Raw genomic sequence first — 20,239 nt, forward strand, 5'->3', positions numbered from 1 at the left:
CCAGACGATTCTACGCTTGAATTTGCTGATATAAAAAGGATTTTACGTAAAATTATCCTTTATTGGGTAATAATAAACCCAGTGATATCTTTAACTTGTTTCAGCTTGCTTTTTATCACTTCGGCTTGATCCTTAGATGAATAAGGGCCGAGTTGCACTTTATATAATCCATCTGTTTTATTGATCACACCTTGGGTGCTAACTGATGATGCTAAATCATCTAGCCAACGTTGTGCGTTATTTTCATTACTGAGAGCACCGACTTGAACATAAAAGCCTTGTGCTATGGAATTTGAGGATAATACTGGTTTTGGCGCTTTTGTTTCTGTCTCTACTGGAGCGGGCATTGGAACTGGCGCTGGCGTTGTAGTTTGGGCTGGAACTGGCGTTGGAGCAGGTGGCTCAACTGGCATATTGTTGTTGGTAGGCGTTGATGTCGCTAATGGCGCTGGCGTTGCTGGTTGAGCATTAAAATTAGGACGCTCAGGTAATGCCGTTGTTTTTTTCTCTATCTGCGCACCATGTGTACCAATACCACTCATATGGCCAGTTTGGTCAACAACAATTCCTTCAATAAGCAATGGAGTTGTCGGCATTAAACGTAAGCTATCAGAAACCGCTGGCGTAACTTGGATTTGTTTTCCATTAACATAGGGGCCTCGGTCGTTAATACGTACAACCATTGTGCGCCCATTGAGCAAGTTTGTGATTTTCGCATAGCTTGGGATCGGTAATGTAGGATGCGCAGCGGCAAATTCATAGGGATTTACGCGCTCACCAATGGTAGTTAAACGACTCATCGCTAAACTATCATAGACAACCGCTTCTCCTCGTTCACTGAAGTTTGCAGGATCAGTCACAATACGGTAAACCACCCCATTTTTTCGGTAATCTTGATTTGCCGTAGGGTGATAAGGCTCGTAACGAGGCTCTGCACCGAGAACACGTTGAGCTGGCACATTGGGTAATGGTGCTGGCTGTTTATTGGTATTCGGCTTATCAATAACACACCCTGACAGTAGCAATGTACTGATACCAATCAAAACCCATTGCAGACGCATAAAAACCTCATTATAAACTTTTCGATAGTAGTTTTCGGTGTGTATGAATTGACATCACGATACCAAACCCTGCCATTAACACAATAAGGGCGGAGCCTCCATAACTCATCAGCGGTAACGGAACCCCCACAACAGGAAGGATGCCACTCACCATTCCTATGTTGACAAAAACATAGACAAAGAAAATTAGCATTAACCCGCCAATCATTACTCTACCAAATGTATTTTGTGCTTTCGTCGCAAGGTAAAGGCCTCGCGCGATTAAGAGTACATAGAGAGTTAGTAGTATCAAAACACCAATTAACCCGAGTTCTTCAGCCAATACAGCAAAAATAAAGTCTGTATGGCGCTCTGGTAAGAATTCTAATTGAGATTGAGTGCCTTGTAACCATCCTTTTCCATGTAATCCACCAGAACCAATGGCAATTTTAGATTGGATGATATGATATCCTGCGCCAAGCGGGTCTGATTCGGGGTCCAGAAGCATCATTACCCGTGCTTGCTGGTAATCATGCATGAGGAAAAACCAAAGTATGGGGATAAAGGCGGCAACAAGTACAATTGCGATAGTAATAAGACGCCAGCTCATTCCAGCAAGGAAAAGAACAAATAGCCCTGAAGCAGCAACAAGGATGGATGTCCCCAAATCGGGCTGAGCTGCAACTAATAATGTTGGAACAAAAATAATGACCAGAGCAATGGCGGTATTACGTAACGTAGGTGGGCACACATCTCGATTCATAAATCGCGCCACCATCAAAGGAACGGCAATTTTAGCAATTTCTGAGGGCTGAAAACGTACAATACCTAAATCGAGCCAGCGTTGTGCTCCCTTGCTGATTTGTCCGAAAACATCAACGAGGATCAATAAGATAACGCAAAAGAAAAAGAGATGAGGCGCCCAACTTTCATAAACTCGGGGAGGGATTTGTGCCATGATGATCATGACCATAAATCCCATTGCTATTTGTCCTAACTTACGTTGCATCATTTCTGGATCTTGCCCGCTGGCACTCCACATAATAAATGCGCTGTATCCTAATAAAGCAATAATACAAAGTAAGAATAGAGGATCGATATGGATCCGTGTCCAGAAGGATTTTTTCTTATTATTTTCAGTCATGAGTATTATTCCTCTGAACCACGCGGTGCTGGTGGAGAAGCTGGCAATACCGTGTTGTTATCACCAAGGAGAATGTGGTCAAGAATTTGTCTTGTAATATCACCGACAGAAGGGCCTGCGCCACCATTTTCTAGGATAATAGAGATGGCTACGGTCGGCTTATCATAAGGCGCAAAGGCAATCATCAGTTTGTGGTCACGAAGATGTTCAGCCAATTGGCTCGCATTGTAGGTTTCGTAACTAAACACCTGTGCAGTTCCCGATTTTGCTGCTACTTTATAAGGCGCATCAGCAAAACTTCGGCGACCTGTACCATTAGGGAAGTTAGCCACACCATACATACCGTGTTTTGCTAATTCCCAATAACCTGAGTTGATATCGCCAATTTGGCGTGTTTCGGTATCAACATAAGGCAACATTTCATTGCCAAGTTTTGTACCGTAAAGTAGGTGAGGGGTTTTAACTTGACCATCATTAATCAATGTCATTAAAGCTTTCGCCATTTGAATTGGCGTTGCTGTCCAATAACCTTGCCCAATCCCTACGGGGATCGTGTCACCTTGATACCAAGGCTTTTTATAACGTTGCTGTTTCCACTCACGCGTTGGCATGATGCCATTGCGTTCTTCGGATAGATCAATACCTGTATATTCGCCATAACCAAAGCGCCCCATCCAAGTTGATATACGATCAATTCCCATATCATAAGCAACTTGGTAGAAGAAGGTATCCGCAGATTCTACGATAGATTTTGTAACATTAAGTTTTCCATGTCCCCAACGTTTCCAATCTCGATAACGTTTTTCAGAGCCAGGAAGTTGCCACCACCCGGGATCATGAATTGTTGTATTGGCTGTGATTACACCTTCACTTAATGCAGCAACAGACATAAACGGCTTTACGGTTGATGCAGGTGGATAAAGACCTTGGGTTGTACGGTTGATCAACGGTCTATCTGGGTTATTTAGTAACCCTTGATATTCGCTGTTCGAAATCCCACCAACAAATAAGTTAGGATCATAACTAGGGTTCGATACAAGCGCTAAAATCTCACCATTGCGAGGATCGGTTACTACAACCGCAGCTCGGCTTGTGGTGAGTAATGTTTCAATATAGGTTTGCAGTTCAAGGTCGATGGTAAGATAGATATCTTTACCTGCCTGTGGAGGTTGCTCGTGTAACTGGCGAATAACTCGACCACGACTATTAACTTCAACTTCTTCATAGCCTGTTGTACCGTGCAAAACAGACTCATAATAACGTTCGATGCCTAACTTGCCGATATCATGAGTCGCAGCATAGTTAGGTGATAAACCTTCTTTATCAAGGCGTTCAACATCCTTATCGTTAATTTTTGCGACATAACCAATTACATGCGTTAATGCTGAACCATAAGGATAATAGCGACGTTGATAGCCTTTAATTTCTAAGCCAGGATAACGGTATTGATTGATAGCGAAACGTGCGACTTGTACTTGGCTTAATGTTGTTTTTAAGGCAATAGAACTAAATCGACGTGAGCGCTTGCGCTCTTTTTCAAATGCAGCAATATCTTCGTCCGTTAAGTCAACGACATCCCTTAAACTTTCAAGTGTTTCTTGTAAGTTTGTTACCTTCTCAGGCACAACTTCTAATTGATAGATAGTACGATTGAGCGCAAGAGGGATACCTTTGCGGTCGTAAATAATGCCTCTGCTGGGAGCAATCGGTACTAATTTAATTCGGTTATCATTTGAACGTGTTTGATAATCATCATGGCGAGCGATCTGTAAGTGATTGAGGTTAAAAACCAAAACTCCACTCAATATAATAATTACTGAAAATGCGACAATCACACGACGGATAAATAGCTTTGATTCCGCAGTATAATCTCGAAACGGGGTACGTTTTTTTCTTTTCATCCCATTTGACTTCACTTACTGACCCGCCAATTTATTGATTATTCACGATGATAAGGATGGTTTGTGGTAATGCTCCATGCTCGATAAAGGCTTTCAGCAACCACGACACGAACAAGGGGGTGTGGCATTGTTAAAGGAGATAAAGACCAGCTTTGTTCAGCCGCAGCTTTACAAGCGGGTGCTAATCCTTCGGGGCCACCAATGAGTAAGCTGACATTTCTACCATCAAGCTTCCATCGATCAAGTTGTTCTGCAAGTTTTGGCGTATCCCAGCGAGCGCCAGGAATATCGAGAGTGACGATACGATTTCCTTTACCTACTGCTGCTAACATTTGTTCACCTTCTTTTTCGAGAATACGTTTAATATCCGCATTCTTCCCACGCTTACCTGCGGGGATCTCGATAAGTTCTAAAGGCATGTCTTTTGGGAATCGATTAAGATAATCCATAAAGCCGGTCTGTATCCAGTCCGGCATTTTTGTACCAACGGCAATGAGCTGTAATTTCAAACTCAGCTCCAGAGTTTTTCAAGTTCGTACATACGGCGACTATCTTCTTGCATGACGTGTACCATGGCTTCACCAAGATCAACGACAATCCAGTCAGAAACGCCTTGTCCTTCAACACCTAAAGGTTGTAATCCCGCTTCGCGGCAATCATCAACGAGATTATCTGCAACAGACATGAGGTGTCTGCTTGATGTACCCGTACAAATAATCATGTAATCAGTTACACTTGATTTTCCGCGGACATCTAATGCAATAATGTCTTGAGCTTTAGAATCTTCAAGTTTATCAATAATAAATTGCTGTAATTCAGAGCCTTGCAAAAGGATCACCTTTAATCTAATGAGTTAATTCAATCGAAAAATAACATACTCGTGATACTTCAAGTTGCAGCGTTGTTGACTACATTTATTCGCACTAGTTATATACTGTGGCATATGCCTAGCGACTTACTCCACTTGTTGTCTAACTGCATCTCAAATTATTTAGAATATGAATGCTATTTTAAAGGAATTTATACCAATAAATCTATTTTACTGGATGATTAATTCCAGTTAGCAATAACAAGAACATAAATCTCATTTTCTTGTTTTTCGACGTTTGATTTAGAAAAATTCATATATGCCCATTAACTGCGTCATAATAAATAACAAAAAGAAGGCAGATAAGAACTTTTTCGTTTAGACGACAGTTTTACCTTACAGTTCCCTTAAGGGAACAGAGGGTGAGAATAACAGCTAAACCTCGTCTGTCAATGCTGATTAAACACCTAATTAGCGTGTTTTGACTTTGTTACGTTTAGATTATACAGACTAATACTCATACTTTTTAGTTAGAGAGAAAAAGAATGGAAAGAAAAGAAAATTATCTCGGGCTATCTTCAGAAATTGTGAGTAACAGCGATCGCCAATTACAAGAAAAGTTAGCGTTACTTTGTCGTGTCGTTAAAGATGAAAAAATAGGCATTATGCGGATAGATCTCCAAAACAGAGATCATCCGTTGCCGATTTATGGTTATATCGGAAAAGAAGGGGACAGACTTGTTTCGCCATCAAGTTTTATTTTACCTCAATTAAGTCTTGGGCAACTTTTGCAGCCTATTGTTCTCGATCACTTTCTTACTCAATTCTTTGCATTATGCGATTATCAACAACAGGTTAATCAATCATTAAGTAAAGGGGCTTTGATTAAATTTCATAGTCGATATAAATATTTAATTATGGCTTATTCACAAGTGGCTTATCGTGAATTAGGGCGTTATATCGCTAATCTTTCTGACGAAATCTCTCTTGATGAAATTGCATCTAAATATCAACAAAAGTTAATGAAGGCATTAAGCGTTGCACCAAGTCGAGAAGGACAAACTAATGCATTAATGCATATGGCTGGGTACTTTAAGCGAGATCTGAGTTCGCAACAGAAACAAGAAATATCACAGACAATTTTGCTATATCGTCAAGGTGTCGTGCCTTTCTCTAAACCTTATGATTTACTCCAATATTGGTTAACCATTTACCCCGATGACTATTTGATTAACCAACGCTATTTTTCGCCTTATCCATCTGCTTTTAATTATTTAAGAGAACAACTTTAAAAAGAATACGTTATTTATAAAGTTGTTGTTGGCGAATATAGTTTTCAACGGAGTTGGGTAGCAAATCGTGGCAATCTAAACCTGCTTTGTGGCGAGCTCGAATGTCTGTCGCTGAAATATTATAAAGTGGTGTGTCAGCGAGGAATATTTTACCTGCGGGTAAGCAATGAATATCTTCTTGCTGTTTGGTTTGGTGCTTTTCCAACCATGCTTGCATTTGCGCTGATTCAAAATGAGTTTGATAACCAGGACGAGCACAAACTAATAAATGACACACGTCTAATAAACTTTCCCATTTGTGCCACGTATTTATTGAAAGCAATGAATCTTGACCAATAATAAAGGCTAAAGGTTGTTTCTCGCCAATTTCTTGTCTGAAGTCTCTTAATGTCTCGATGCTATAAGAGGGGGTTGGTTTTTCAAGCTCGCGGGTATCCACTTTAAAGGAGGAATACGGCTCAAGCGCAAGACGCACCATTTCAAGACGTTGTTGAGAGGATGCTTCTGGTTGAGGGCGATGAGGAGGAATATTGTTAGGTAACCAAATCACTTCTTTTAAACCAATTAATCCTGAGAGTGCTTCAACAGGACGCAAATGCCCATAATGAATAGGATCAAATGTACCACCATATAAAGCGATGGCTTGGTTAATTAAATGTGTTGAGTGATTGGTTCTAGGCATGACTGACAAATCCTTCTGGTAGTGCTTTTCCACAAAGTAATAAGCCCAGAGCACTGAGCGAGGGCCAAACTGTCTGTCCGTAATCTTGCTTAATAGTAATTTCAATTGTTGCAAGTAATCGTATTGCTGTCAGCAATTGATGTTCAGATAAACGTTGTAGTGCTGCTGTGAATATTGGGCGTCGGTTTTGCCAAATTCGATGTTTATCAAAAATCGTTTTTAATGAAGCTGTTTTAGATTCACGATGTAGCGTAATCAGCTGCATTAACTCACGTTGTAAAGTTCTGAGTAAAATAACAGGTTCAGAGTCTTCTCTTTTGAGTTGTTGCAATATATGCCATGCACGTTGTGTTTTCCCTGCAAGTAATGCATCAACCCAGTGATAAGGGGTAAAATGTGACGCGTCATTGACCGCCGCTTCGACTCTTGGGAGCGTTAATTTACCGTCAGGGTACAACAGCGAAAGGCGCTCGATGGCTTGTGCTAGTGCTAGTAAATTTCCTTCATAACAGTAGCAAAGTAATTGATTACCTTGTTCATCCAGCGCTAACCCTTTTTGTTTTGCTCGACGCGCAACCCAAGTAGGTAATTTATCAAGCTCAGGTGTCAGACAAGAAACATAGGTTCCATGTTGGCTTAATGTTTTAAACCATTCACTGTTTTCTTGCGCTTTTGTGAGTTTATTGCCACGTAAAATCAACAATAAATCTTGATGCAATTCTTGAGATAGGCGAGTGAGTTTCTCTGACATCGCTGCATTGGGGCCATTTTCAGGTAAATGCAGTAAAAGAGATTGTCTTTGAGAAAAAAGGCTTAGCGATTGACAAAGCGAGTAAATTTCATTCCAGTCTGTATTATTATCAAGGGTAAATTGATAATGCTCGATAAATCCTTGGGATTTAGCGACGGATTGAATAGCATCTTGAGACTCTTGGAGTAATAGAGGTTCATTACCCCAGAGTAGGTAACTTTGGCGCAGCCCCTCTTGGAGCTGCGCATTCAGTTGTTCTGGATATAAGCGGATCATTTGGCTGGTGAGATTATCTGTTTTGCCTGCTCAGCTTGTACGGCTTTTTGGCGTTCAGCGTTGTGAACAACCAATAATTTACGCACTAATATTGCTGTCGCTTGTTCACGCATCTCTTGCTTGATAATGTCATTTTCAGCATCTTTCGCTAATGCTTCTAATGGGTTATCGAAGAATGGGCGTGAAACCTGTGATGAAATTGGGTAAATCGTACCATCAGGCATAATCACTTGCGCATCAAGCACAAATGTTAACTGACGTTCTGCTGATTTACCGTCTTGATACACAGATACGGTTTCTTTACTTTCTGATGAGCCGACGATTTTAAGAATAGGGATATTGGCTGTTGGATCCTCAACAAGCTGAACACCACTAAGTCTAAGTTGTTGACGCATTACTCGAGATAATGGGCCATAAGGGTCACCAGAGCTAAGATAAAGCGTTTTTAATTCTGCTGGAACCTGAGTTTTACCTTGAAGGTGAAAACCACAGCCAGCGGTGATTAACACCGCCAAACCGAAAAATAGCGAAAATAGATATCGCACTAGGCCTCCTTATCAGCCAACAACGATGTTCAGTAATTTGCCTGGAACATAGATGACTTTACGAATAGCCACATCTTCCAAGTATTTTGCAACACTGTACTCTTTTGTCGCCATTTCCTGAACATATTCTTTTTCTGAATTAGCCGGAACAGTAACACGACCACGAACTTTACCATTCACTTGAACGATAATCAGTTTAGTGTCATCAATCATGGCTTCTTCATCAGCAACAGGCCATGGCGCAACATCAACGTCTTCTTTGCCACCTAATGCTTGCCACATAACAAAACATGCATGAGGAATGATTGGAGAAAGCATACGAACAATCGCTTCTAATGCTTCTTGCATTAATGCACGATCTTGTTCTGTTTCTTGTGTTGCACGAGTTAATTTATTCATTAACTCCATAATGGCAGCAATCGCGGTGTTAAAGGCTAAACGACGACCTACGTCATCAGATACTTTCGCAATCGTTTTATGTAAGTCACGACGTAAATCTTTTTGTTCTTCTGTCAGTGTAGAAAGATCAAGAGACTGTGTCGCTCCTTTTTGAGTGTGCTCGTGAACTAAACGCCATAAACGACGTAAGAAACGGTTTGCACCTTCAACGCTAGATTCTTGCCATTCCAGTGTTAATTCTGGTGGAGCAGCAAACATCATAAATAAACGAACGGTATCTGCACCATAACGTTCAACCATAGTTTGTGGGTCGATACCGTTATTTTTAGATTTAGACATTTTGCTCATGCCAGCATAAGTCAATTCATGACCTTCGCTGTCAGTCGCTTTAATGATGCGATTTTTCTCATCACGTTCAACAATCGCTTCAGTAGGAGATACCCAATGGCGAGCACCATCTTCACCAGTGTGATAGAACGCATCCGCTAATACCATGCCTTGGCACAGTAAGCGTTTTGCTGGTTCATCCGAGTTTACTAAACCGGCATCACGCATCAGTTTATGGAAGAAGCGGAAATACATTAAGTGCATGATGGCGTGTTCAATACCACCAATATACCAGTCAACAGGTAACCAATAGTTAGCTGCTTTAGGATCTAACATGCCTTTATCGTAATCAGGGCAGGTATAACGAGCGTAATACCAAGAAGATTCCATAAAGGTGTCAAAAGTATCCGTTTCACGCAGCGCAGGTTGACCATTAATTGTGGTTTTTGCCCACTCAGGATCTGCTTTGATTGGGCTAGTGATCCCGTCCATTTTGACATCTTCTGGCAGGATAACTGGCAGTTGATCTTCAGGAACAGGAACAACAGTGCCGTCTTCCAAAGTCGCCATTGGAATTGGCGCACCCCAGTAACGTTGACGAGAAACACCCCAGTCACGTAAACGGTAGTTAACTTTGCGCTCACCAACACCCATTTGTGCCAGTTTATCAGCAATAGCGTTAAAGCCAGCTTGGTTATCAAGACCTGTGAATTCACCAGAGTTAATCAGGCTATTTCTTTCAGTGAATACACTGGCAGAGACATCTGGTTGGTTACCTTCAGCATCTGCAATAACAGCTTTAATTGGTAAATTGTATTTAGTTGCAAATTCCCAGTCACGTTCATCATGACCTGGAACCGCCATTACAGCACCCGTGCCGTATTCCATTAAGACAAAGTTAGCAACCCAAATAGCGACTTTTTCTTTAGTTAATGGGTGAATAGCGTAAAGGCCTGTTGCAATCCCTTTTTTCTCCATTGTTGCCATATCGGCTTCTGCCATTTTCATGTTACGGCATTCATCAATGAATTGTTGAATTTCAGGATTATTTTGAGCAGCTTTTTGCGCTAATGGGTGACCTGCTGCAACTGCAACATAAGTGACACCCATAAATGTATCTGGACGCGTTGTATAAACGGTTATTGTGTCGTTGCTGTCAGCAACATCAAATTTAATTTCGACACCTTCAGAGCGACCAATCCAGTTACGTTGCATGGTCTTAACTTGTTCAGGCCACTCATCTAACGTATCTAAATCGTTTAACAGCTCTTCGGCATACTCGGTAATTTTGATAAACCACTGTGGGATTTCTTTACGCTCAACAGGGGTATCACAACGCCAGCAGCAGCCATCGATAACTTGTTCGTTGGCTAAAACTGTTAAGTCGTGTGGGCACCAGTTAACAGCAGAGGTCTTTTTATAAACTAAGCCTTTTTCATATAACTTAGTAAAAAACCACTGTTCCCAGCGATAATATTCTGGTGTACAGGTAGTGACTTCACGATCCCAATCGTAACCAAAACCCAGTTTTTTTAACTGGTTTTTCATGTAATTGATGTTTTCGTAAGTCCATGGTGCAGGGGCGGTTTTATTTTTTACTGCGGCACCTTCTGCTGGTAAGCCAAACGCATCCCAACCAATAGGCTGTAAGACGTTTTTACCTAGCATACGTTGATAACGGGAAATCACGTCACCAATGGTGTAGTTACGGACGTGTCCCATGTGTAGTCGGCCAGAAGGATAAGGTAGCATTGACAGGCAGTAATATTTTTCTTTGTTATTATCTTCTGTCACTTTAAATGTATTGTTCTTTTCCCAGTGTTCCTGGATAGTTTGCTCTATATCTTCGGGACGATATTGTTCTTGCATGGCACCGATAATCCTATGGTGAATTAATGGCTACCGGAGGGTAACCGCTATTATGAAATTAAGACTTGCATAGCATAGCTGATTTTGTCTAATAGCCACAACTATTGATCTCAATGAAAGCCACTGTTTGCATAACTTTTTCAAGACAATTGCGAGATATCTTGGAAAGAGTTAGAGCAAAAAGACAATAAATGCGTATTTTCTGAAAAAATAATAGGAATATTGCGAAAAAAGAAGATTATTTGATATTTAGTTGCGAGGTTAATCGAAATTATTATTTGGGGCTGACGTGCTGAAAAAGCACGCCAGCAGAGGAGATGTGGGGGTTAGTGTAGAATTTTAGCGAGGAAATCTTTTGCTCGCGCTGATTTTGGATTATCAAAAAAGTCATTTTTAGGTCTATCTTCCACAATTCGACCTTCATCCATAAAAATAATACGGTCAGCAACTTTTTTAGCAAAACCCATTTCATGGGTCACTACCATCATTGTCATACCTTCATTTGCAAGCTCTACCATTACATCAAGTACTTCATTAATCATTTCAGGATCAAGTGCTGATGTAGGTTCATCAAATAACATTGCAATAGGATCCATGCATAATGCGCGAGCGATGGCGACACGTTGTTGTTGGCCACCAGAAAGCTGAGCTGGATATTTGTTAGCATGGCTTGCTAATCCTACTCGCTCTAATAGCTTTAATCCTTTCTCTTTTGCGGCACCTTTCTCTCTATTAAGCACTTTAACTTGTGCCAGTGTAAGATTTTCAATAATAGAGAGGTGAGGGAATAGTTCAAAATGTTGGAAAACCATACCCACTTTTGCTCGTAATTTAGCAAGATCAGTATGCTTGTCATTTACTTTGATTTCATTAACAAAGATCTCGCCTTGTTGTATCGGCTCTAAGCCATTCACTGTTTTGATCAGTGTTGATTTACCTGATCCAGAAGGTCCACAGACAACAACAACTTCCCCCTTTTTAACTTCAGTGGAACATTCAGTCAGTACTTGAAACTGACCATACCATTTGGATACGTCTTTTAGGGAAATCATCTAGGTAGTCCTTTTTTTAAGAAAGTTCACTAACATCGAAGCGGCGAAGCTAATGACAAAATAAACAAAACCAGCAAAGAGGATCATTTCAACTTGTGTACCATCTCGTTCTCCAATATTTGCCGCTGTTCTGAAAAAGTCAGTAAGACTTAAAACGTAAACCAAGGATGTATCTTGGAATAATACAATTCCTTGAGTCAGTAAAAGCGGGATCATGGCTCGAAAGGCTTGAGGTAGGATCACTAAACGCATGGTTTGTGATTTGGTCATACCTAACGCGAGTGAGGCTGAAAATTGTCCTTTGCTAACACTTTGAATACCTGCTCTTATAATTTCAGAGTAATAGGCCGCTTCAAATAAAGAGAACGCTATCATTGCTGAAATTAAACGGATATCACTTTTAGGTGAAAGTCCTAGAACATTTTGTAATATGTTAGGCACAATTAAATAAAACCACAGCAATACCATGACTAATGGGATAGAACGGAAGGTATTAACGTAAGCGGCTGCAAACCAGCTAATAGGCTTAAAGGTAGATAGGCGCATAACGGCAAGCACCGTTCCCCATAAAATACCGACCACAATAGCAGTGATAGTGATTTTTAGTGTGATAGCCATTCCATCGACTAAAAATGGTAGGCTTGGAACAACAGAACTCCAGTCAAATTCGTACATTATTGACCTCCTGTTGTGCCGGGTAAGCGAACGCGTTTTTCAAGCCAATGCATTATTAGCATAATGATGACATTGATAAATACATAGGCCAGAGTGATTGCTGTGAATGACTCATACGCTTTCGCGGAATAGTCGAGGAGTTTATTTGCTTGTGCCGCCATATCAATAAGTCCGATAGTAGAGGCAATCGCTGAGTTTTTCACGAGATTGAGCATTTCGGATGTCATTGGTGGAATAATGACTCGGTATGCATTGGGTAATAAAACATAACGATAAGTTTGAGGTAAAGTTAAGCCCAATGCTAAACCTGCGGCTTTTTGTCCGCGGGGTAATGAGTTTATTGCGGCTCTAACTTGTTCACACATACGCGCGGCGGTAAATAAACCTAAGCAGAGTGCTGATGAAACAAAAAATTGCACATTGGGCGCTAAGTCCATTTTAAACCAGTCGCCAATAGATTGAGGCAAGAGTTCAGGAATAACTAAATACCACGTAAAGAATTGAACAATAAGTGGTACGTTACGAAATAACTCAACATAAACAGTGCCTAAGCTTGAAAGCCAGCGATTAGGTACTGTGCGTAAAATTCCGAATAAAGAACCGACAAGAAAGGCAATAATCCAAGCGCATAAAGATAAGGCAATGGTGACTTGAAAGCCAGAAATCAGCCATCCTAAGTATGTGGTGTTTCCGAAAGGGGCTTCTTGGAAGAATATCCCCCAATCCCAATCAATCGACATGATTTCACCTCCGGTGAAAAAAGAGGGGCAGGGAACGGCTGCCCCAAACTTCACTGATCTGTCTGTCCAACAGATACTTTATAATTATTTATTTTGCATCAATTACTTATGTATTTTTAATTCAATGCCTTATCATTTGGTGATGCAAATAATGCTTTCATTTCATCAGAGATGGTGAATTCTAAGTTAAGGTTTTTAGGTGGGATCGGTGCATTAAACCAGCGATTGAACGATTTTTCTGCTTCACCCGATTTTTGTGCTTGAGCGATAGTTTCATCAATTAGTGCTTTGAATTGAGCATCATCTTTACGCAACATACAACCATAAGCTTCTTCAGATTGCGGGGTTCCTACAATTTCCCACTCACCTGGTTTTTTCGCTTTAGCACGCTCACCAGCTAGTAATGCGTCATCCATCATAAAGGCAACAGCACGACCTGATTCAAGTGTACGGAATGAGTCTCCATGATCTTTTGCGCTGATAATGCGCATATTCATCTTTTTCTCATCATTTAATTTGTTGAGTAACATTTCAGACGTTGTTCCTGATGTTACGACAACGTTTTTACCTGACAAGTCAGCAAAATCTTTAATTCCACTGTCTTTTTTCGCCAGTAAACGTGTACCTACGATGAAAATAGTATTAGAGAAACCAGCTTGTTGCTGACGAGCTTCATTGTTGGTTGTTGAGCCACACTCAAAATCAAATGTGCCATTTTGTAATAATGGAATACGATTCTGAGACGTAATAGGAATGAGGCGAACTTGTAAGTTTGGTTTGCCTATTTTGTCTTTTACAGCCTGCACAATTAGGTTGGAATAGTCTTGCGAATAGCCAACGACTTTCTGTTGATTATCATAGTAAGAGAAAGGAACAGAGGATTCTCTGTGCCCAACAATAATAATATCGTTGTCATTGATTTTCTTTAAGGTTCCAGTGAGTTCTTCTGCCTGTACTGCTCCTGCCGCCCCTAAGATCATTAATGATAATGCTAGTTTACGCATGCGCATAATAACTCCTGTCGTGGTGATAAGTGATATTGGTGTTTTGCTTTGTGTTGCTTTTTTGTTTTAATTTGTTTTGATAATGTTAATAGATAGAACAAATAACATACTGTTGGGAAGTGCAATTTGTGAAATACGAGAGGTATCTCCCAATAAAAGAATGAAATCAAATGTAGTTGATTATTTTTTTGGAAGTTGTTTTCAATATTTAAAATTATTGTAGTAGAAACCTTATAGAAATAAAGGTTAAAGATGAAAATTTGAGATGATGCGAAAAATAAACTAAGTAGGGATTTGTAAAGTTTGTCTTAAGGAGTTGTTTGTCTGTGGATTACCGTTAAGATAGCGAGTCATATTGATGAGGAACATCTATGAGTAATTGGCGGTCAGGTCGCTGGCTAGTGGTGATAACAGTTTTGCTGATCTTGTGTTGCATTGTTCAGCGTTCATTAGGTGCCCACATCATTAGTGAGCGCTTAGCAACAGCTGTTGCTCAAACACAATACCCACTATCAACACCAATTGCTGATGAGAATAGCGTAACAGAGCACACTTTTTCATTGTCTACCTGTGAATTAAGCGCCAAATCATTATTATCTGTTCCTCCATTAACAATAGAGCCATTTTTCCATTCATGGGTTGTATTACTATTGTTAAGCATGGCTGCTATCTATGTATCGCGTCAGCGTAATCAGAAAAAACACTATCATCCACCTCCACCAATCAGACTTCACCTTCATTATTGTATTTTGAGGGATTAGAAATTTCCTTTTAGCTAAAAGATTGCTCGTCTATTTTGGACGTGGCTCTATGTGTAGCGTTGTAGGAATTTTTAGGGAGTTGTTATGTTTCGTTCTTTTGTTATGGCGTTGATATTAACGCTATTTACTTTATCTACTTCTCAAGCAGCAGATACAGGCTGGTTAACCACGCCTGATAATTCTCATGCACAAGTTAGGGCGACAGCACAAAAGTTCCCAACAGGTGATGTGAAAGTTTTACTTGAAGTACAGCTTGAGTCTGGATGGAAAACGTATTGGCGTTCTCCAGGAGAAGGTGGTGTTGCCCCTGAAATTAATTGGTCGCAAGATGTAAGTGCAATGATTTGGCATTGGCCTTCGCCTTCAGCTTTTGATGTAGCAGGTATTCACACGCAAGGTTATGATAAACAAGTTATTTTCCCCATTGAGTTATCTCCTGTTCACGCTGATCGTTTAACAGGGGTTTTAACTTTATCAACATGTAGTAGTGTCTGCATTCTGACTGACTACACTTTAGATTTAGATCTTACCGAACCTGTGCCTGCTGATTTTGAATGGCAATATAATCAGGCAATGGCCAAAATTCCTGTTGGAACGGGATTAATATCATCAGTTTCTTCTGGTTATAACAATAGCCAACTCACTATCTCTTTACAAAAAGAGCAAGGTGCTTGGGTTAAACCTAATATTTATCTCGATCCTCCTGAAGGTATGCTTTACGGTATTCCAAAATTAAAGCATCAAGATAAAAACTTATTTGTCACGGTTGATGTGATAGATGATTGGGGGGATGCTGCTGGTAATATCTCAGGTAAGGTACTTTCTTTTGTTATTACTGACCAAGATTTCTCTCGCCAAGTTAATGACATAATAGGGCATGGAAAAGAGGAGACTGCTCCATCTTCTAATTCAGGTATTGGGCTTTGGGGTATTCTTGCTTTTGCACTATTGGGCGGCTTAATTCTGAATTTAATGCCCTGCGTATTACCCGTACTTGCGATGAAAATGGGATCAATTTTACATCTCGAAAATCGTGATAAAGGCGTTATTCGCAAGCAATTTTCTGTTTCTGTTTTAGGTATTTTAGTCTCATTTTGGGCGCTAGCTCTGTTTATGACAGGCTTACGTTATAGCCAAGAAGCTTTAGGTTGGGGGATCCAATTCCAAAGTCCTTGGTTTATTGGCTTTATGGTATTAGTTACCGCTATTTTTACCGCAAATCTATTCGGATTATTTGAACTGCGTTTAAGTAGCAATATGAATACTAAAATGGCAACAGCGGGTGGACAAGGATATAGCCGACACTTTTGGGAAGGTGCATTTGCAACCTTACTCGCGACACCTTGCTCAGCACCGTTTTTAGGAACCGCAGTCGCTTATGCACTTATAGCGCCTCTAAATAAACTATGGCTTATTTTTACTGCCCTAGGAATTGGAATGAGTTTGCCTTGGATCTTAGTGGCAATCTTTCCATCTATCGCCAAAGTACTACCAAAACCAGGTAAATGGATGAATCGCCTAAGAGTTGTTTTGGGCTTTATGATGCTGTTGTCGAGTATTTGGCTAATAACGCTCTTGATCCCTCACTTAGGAATGCCAATAGTTGCAGGTATTTTTGTTATTATTGGGCTGTTGTTATTGTTTGCTATCGCAAAACATTATGGCAAAAAAGTATTATTGATTTCTACCGTGGTAGCCTTCCTTTTAGGGGGAAGCACCTATCTATTTGTGGAGCAACCAGCAAGCCAAACACTTGCGGGTCAAGATACGATAAATTGGCAACCTTTATCAGAAGAAGCGATACACCAAGCATTAGCAGAAAATAAACGCGTATTTGTTGATGTAACAGCAGATTGGTGTGTAACCTGCAAAGCAAACAAATACAATGTATTATTGCGAGAAGAGATCCAAACTGCACTTTCTGCGCCAGATATTGTTGCATTAAGAGGGGATTGGACTAAACCCTCCGATAAGATCACTCAATTTTTAAAACAACGTGGTCAAGTTGCAGTACCTTTTAACCAAGTTTATGGACCTTGCCATAAAGATGGCGTGGTTTTACCTCCTATTTTAAATAAAGATTCAACATTGACAGTTCTTTCTGAGGCTAAAGGAGCCCAATAATGAAAAAAACACTTTCTGCACTGGTTATCTCTTCGTTACTTTTTGGTGCAAATGTACAAGCAGCAGCGTTAAGTGCGGATCAGGAAAAAGAAGTTCGCGCGTTGGTTCGTGATACGTTAATTAAAAATCCAGAAATTTTGGAAGAAGCTATCACAGCATTACAAGCGCAAAAAGCAGATGAGCAACAAGCTCAATTCCGTACTGCATTAAAAGCAGAGCATGACGCATTATATAACGATGCAGCAAGCCCTCGTATTGGTGCCAAAGACGCTAAGTTAGTGTTGGTTTCTTTTACTGATTATAACTGTCCTTATTGCAAACGCTTCGACCCATTATTAGAACAAATCACAAAAGATTATCCTGAAGTTGCCGTGGTTATTAAACCACTGCCATTTAAAGGTGAAAGTTCTGCAAAAGCCTCTCAAGCTGTGCTTTCAGTTTGGAAAGAAGATCCGAAAGCATTCTTAGCATTACACCAACGTTTAATGCAAAAGAAAACAATGCTCGATAACGCAAGTATTGATGATGCAATGAAAACAACCAATACAAGCAAAGTGAAATTAACCGATGAAAGCCTAAAAGTGTTACAAAACAACTTAGATCTTTCTCGTAAGTTAGGTATTCAAGGTACACCTGCAACGGTTGTTGGCGATATGGTTATCCCTGGTGCCGTTGATTACGCTCAGCTAGAAGTGATTGTGAAAGAACAACTGGCTAAAGTGAAAAAATAATGCGTAGTCGCTTACGAAAGTGGAGTAAAGAACTGATTGTTCTGATTGTCATTTTCGTTTTAGCTTCTTTTGCAATGGATTGGTGGCGTCAACCTACGCCACCAGCCTTAACGAATTTGCCTGAGCTATATACTGTTGATAATAAAGTTGTTTCTTTAGCTGAATTGAGTGCTGAAAAGCCTTTATTAATCTATTTTTGGGCAACTTGGTGTGGAGTTTGTAAACTCACAACTCCCTCAGTAAATTCGTTAGCACTAGATGGTTATAATGTGACGTCAGTTGCGATCCGTTCTGGTGATAACGCAAAGTTAGAACGCGGTATTCAGTCTAAAGGATTGGTCTTTCCTGTAATAAATGATAGTCGAGGAGAGATTTCTCAGCAGTGGGAAATTAGTGCAACACCTTCATTTGTTATTGTTTATAAAGGGGAAATGGTAGGCTTTACGAGCGGTTGGTCATTTTCGTGGGGATTAAAACTACGTTTATGGTGGGCTGGCCTTTGAACGGTATACAAGCAATCATTTTAAGCTTTAATCGATTAAAAATAACGGAATTCATTATTATATTGAATTCCGTTATTTTATTTTGCTTTACTCAACTCGCCGTTTAATAAAGGCGATGATAAAAAATAATCCAACCATTATCCACAATGGTGTATTACCCCACTTGTAATAAGGGGTTAACCCAGTTGTTGGTGTGATTTTTTCTGCTAAAGCACCTTCTTCAAACTGAGGAAGTTGAGAAATAACATCACCATTGGCTGCAATAAAGGCGGTAATACCGTTATTCGTTGAGCGTAATAATGGTCTTCCTAACTCTAAAGAGCGCATTCTTGCCATTTGAAAATGTTGCCAAGGGCCGATTGAATTACCAAACCACGCATCATTAGAAATCGTTAATAAGAATCGTGTATCGGGTTTAAAATTAGCGCGGACTTGTTCACCTAAAATAATTTCGTAACAAATAGCTGCGGTTATTTTGGCATCATTGACAGTGAGCTGAGGCTGTACATATTCACCTTGGCTTAATGATGACATCGGTAAATTAAAGAAAGGCGCAAGTGGGCGTAATAGCGATTCTAATGGTACATATTCACCAAAAGGAACAAGGTGATGTTTGTTATAGCGATCTGTTGCTGGGTATTGATAAGCATAGTGTTCACCTAATGTGATGACACTATTGTAGAAACGATAACCTTCTAATGTCGGTCGAGCATCAATAATTCCCGTCATTAAATGGGTATCTTGCTCTCTTAATTGCTTATCTAATTCTGCTAAAAAACCTTGCTGTTGAATTTCAACATCAGGGATCGCAGATTCAGGCCAAATAATGAGATTTGCATTACCAATAAAAGGGCGACTTAAGGTGAGATAGGTTTTTAATGTGCTCTCTAATGTACCTGGTTCCCATTTTAAAGATTGTGCAATATTACCTTGGACTAATGCAATTTCTTGCGTTTCATCAGGCAAAGGTTGATACCACTGATAGGACTTAAAGCTGATAGGTAATACTAATAAAAGCAGTGCAACCACGACGCTATAAATCGATTTGCGATAGAGTGCAAACGCAATTAATCCACTGATAATGGTTAGGAGTAGCGTTATCATGGTAACACCAAAAATAGGTGCAATACCTTTTAATGGGCCATCAATCTGGCTATAACCAAACTGCAACCAAGGGAAACCTGATAACACCCAACCTCTTAAGAATTCAGTGATTTGCCATAATGCAGGAGCTGCAAATACAAACCGCCAGAGCGTTGGTTTTGGAAAAAACTTATTCAGTAATCCTGCAAATAATAGCGTGTAGAGTGATAAATAGAGTGCTAATAAAATCACTAAAAAGATATTTATCGCAAACGGCATACCACCAAAATCAGCGATACTGACGTAAACCCAATTTACGCCACTACCAAATAACCCAAATCCCCAAGCAAAACCAAGGAATGCGCCTTGACGAGTTGTGCGGTGAGTGATTATCAGTAATAAGCCAAGTAGTGAAATTAACGCCGCAGGCCAAAAATCAAATGGCGAAAATGCTAATGTGCCAATGGCACCGAAAAAAACCGCCAGAAGGGCGCGAACCCACTGGCGGTTTAAGAAAGAGATCTTATTCATT

Annotated in this window: 19 protein-coding genes; 5 read left to right on the forward strand and 14 right to left on the reverse strand. The window is 40.2% G+C overall.

From position 1 onward, the window contains the following. Positions 1-59: 59 nt before the first annotated feature. The 5 genes from rlpA to rsfS are packed head-to-tail and all read right to left on the reverse strand — an operon-like array spanning position 60 to position 4,923. The gene (gene rlpA / locus JEP36_RS10385) at positions 60-1,061 is read right to left on the reverse strand and encodes an endolytic peptidoglycan transglycosylase RlpA (protein ID WP_198620383.1); all 1,002 of its coding nucleotides are present in this window, start codon (positions 1,059-1,061) and stop codon (positions 60-62) included. A gap of 10 nt (positions 1,062-1,071) precedes the next feature. After that, positions 1,072-2,184 carry a peptidoglycan glycosyltransferase MrdB gene (gene mrdB, locus JEP36_RS10390; RefSeq protein WP_198620384.1) on the reverse strand — a complete coding sequence of 371 codons (1,113 nt, stop codon included), beginning with the start codon at positions 2,182-2,184 and terminating at the stop codon, positions 1,072-1,074. A 5-nt stretch (positions 2,185-2,189) separates the two neighbouring features. Next, a complete protein-coding gene (gene mrdA, locus JEP36_RS10395; protein WP_198620385.1) occupies positions 2,190-4,085 on the reverse strand; it encodes a peptidoglycan DD-transpeptidase MrdA in 1,896 nt (631 codons plus the stop codon). A gap of 38 nt (positions 4,086-4,123) precedes the next feature. Next, positions 4,124-4,594, reverse strand: a complete 471-nt coding sequence (gene rlmH, locus JEP36_RS10400; protein WP_004246050.1) for a 23S rRNA (pseudouridine(1915)-N(3))-methyltransferase RlmH — start codon at positions 4,592-4,594, stop codon at positions 4,124-4,126. Between the two features lie 2 nt (positions 4,595-4,596). Next, on the reverse strand, positions 4,597-4,923 hold the full coding sequence (gene rsfS / locus JEP36_RS10405) for a ribosome silencing factor (RefSeq protein WP_006537732.1): 327 nt from the start codon (positions 4,921-4,923) through the stop codon (positions 4,597-4,599). 515 nt (positions 4,924-5,438) lie between these two features. Between rsfS and JEP36_RS10410 the strand changes: the two genes are divergently transcribed. Then, a complete protein-coding gene (locus JEP36_RS10410) occupies positions 5,439-6,185 on the forward strand; it encodes a YbgA family protein (protein WP_198630171.1) in 747 nt (248 codons plus the stop codon). A 10-nt stretch (positions 6,186-6,195) separates the two neighbouring features. On the opposite strand, the gene nadD is transcribed toward JEP36_RS10410, so the two are convergent. The 8 genes from nadD to JEP36_RS10450 all read right to left on the reverse strand — a co-directional run bounded on the left by nadD (position 6,196) and on the right by JEP36_RS10450 (position 14,511). Then, positions 6,196-6,867 carry a nicotinate-nucleotide adenylyltransferase gene (nadD, locus tag JEP36_RS10415; RefSeq protein ID WP_198630172.1) on the reverse strand — a complete coding sequence of 224 codons (672 nt, stop codon included), beginning with the start codon at positions 6,865-6,867 and terminating at the stop codon, positions 6,196-6,198. After that, on the reverse strand, positions 6,860-7,894 hold the full coding sequence (gene holA, locus JEP36_RS10420; RefSeq protein WP_198620389.1) for a DNA polymerase III subunit delta: 1,035 nt from the start codon (positions 7,892-7,894) through the stop codon (positions 6,860-6,862). The genes nadD and holA overlap by 8 nt, the downstream gene beginning before the upstream one ends. Next, on the reverse strand, positions 7,891-8,439 hold the full coding sequence (gene lptE, locus JEP36_RS10425; RefSeq protein WP_198620390.1) for an LPS assembly lipoprotein LptE: 549 nt from the start codon (positions 8,437-8,439) through the stop codon (positions 7,891-7,893). The genes holA and lptE overlap by 4 nt, the downstream gene beginning before the upstream one ends. Positions 8,440-8,451: 12 nt before the next feature. Next, a complete protein-coding gene (gene leuS, locus JEP36_RS10430; protein WP_198630173.1) occupies positions 8,452-11,034 on the reverse strand; it encodes a leucine--tRNA ligase in 2,583 nt (860 codons plus the stop codon). 326 nt (positions 11,035-11,360) lie between these two features. Beyond that, the gene (locus JEP36_RS10435; RefSeq protein ID WP_109374086.1) at positions 11,361-12,086 is read right to left on the reverse strand and encodes an amino acid ABC transporter ATP-binding protein; all 726 of its coding nucleotides are present in this window, start codon (positions 12,084-12,086) and stop codon (positions 11,361-11,363) included. Further along, on the reverse strand, positions 12,087-12,761 hold the full coding sequence (gene gltK / locus JEP36_RS10440; protein WP_006537724.1) for a glutamate/aspartate ABC transporter permease GltK: 675 nt from the start codon (positions 12,759-12,761) through the stop codon (positions 12,087-12,089). It abuts the gene before it with no gap. Further along, a complete protein-coding gene (locus tag JEP36_RS10445) occupies positions 12,761-13,501 on the reverse strand; it encodes an amino acid ABC transporter permease (RefSeq protein WP_099075884.1) in 741 nt (246 codons plus the stop codon). Before JEP36_RS10445 ends, gltK begins: the two co-directional genes overlap by 1 nt. A gap of 116 nt (positions 13,502-13,617) precedes the next feature. Further along, positions 13,618-14,511, reverse strand: coding sequence for an amino acid ABC transporter substrate-binding protein (locus tag JEP36_RS10450; RefSeq protein WP_109374089.1), 894 nt, complete (start codon positions 14,509-14,511; stop codon positions 13,618-13,620). A gap of 365 nt (positions 14,512-14,876) precedes the next feature. Between JEP36_RS10450 and JEP36_RS10455 the strand changes: the two genes are divergently transcribed. From JEP36_RS10455 to JEP36_RS10470, 4 genes are all read left to right on the forward strand, one after another. After that, positions 14,877-15,266: a metal resistance protein gene (locus JEP36_RS10455; protein ID WP_198620392.1), complete on the forward strand. Its 390-nt coding sequence runs from the start codon at positions 14,877-14,879 to the stop codon at positions 15,264-15,266. An 84-nt stretch (positions 15,267-15,350) separates the two neighbouring features. After that, positions 15,351-17,390, forward strand: coding sequence for a protein-disulfide reductase DsbD family protein (locus JEP36_RS10460; protein ID WP_198630174.1), 2,040 nt, complete (start codon positions 15,351-15,353; stop codon positions 17,388-17,390). Continuing rightward, positions 17,390-18,121, forward strand: coding sequence for a DsbA family protein (locus JEP36_RS10465; RefSeq protein ID WP_151434551.1), 732 nt, complete (start codon positions 17,390-17,392; stop codon positions 18,119-18,121). The genes JEP36_RS10460 and JEP36_RS10465 overlap by 1 nt, the downstream gene beginning before the upstream one ends. Further along, entirely contained in the window at positions 18,121-18,624 is a 504-nt protein-coding gene (locus JEP36_RS10470; RefSeq protein ID WP_198630175.1) for a protein disulfide oxidoreductase, read from the forward strand. Before JEP36_RS10465 ends, JEP36_RS10470 begins: the two co-directional genes overlap by 1 nt. An 87-nt stretch (positions 18,625-18,711) precedes the next feature. On the opposite strand, the gene lnt is transcribed toward JEP36_RS10470, so the two are convergent. Then, positions 18,712-20,238: an apolipoprotein N-acyltransferase gene (gene lnt, locus JEP36_RS10475; protein WP_198620396.1), complete on the reverse strand. Its 1,527-nt coding sequence runs from the start codon at positions 20,236-20,238 to the stop codon at positions 18,712-18,714. Position 20,239 lies beyond the last annotated feature (1 nt).

This window comes from Proteus sp. PR00208, assembly GCF_016238545.1.
Taxonomy (GTDB): domain Bacteria; phylum Pseudomonadota; class Gammaproteobacteria; order Enterobacterales; family Enterobacteriaceae; genus Proteus.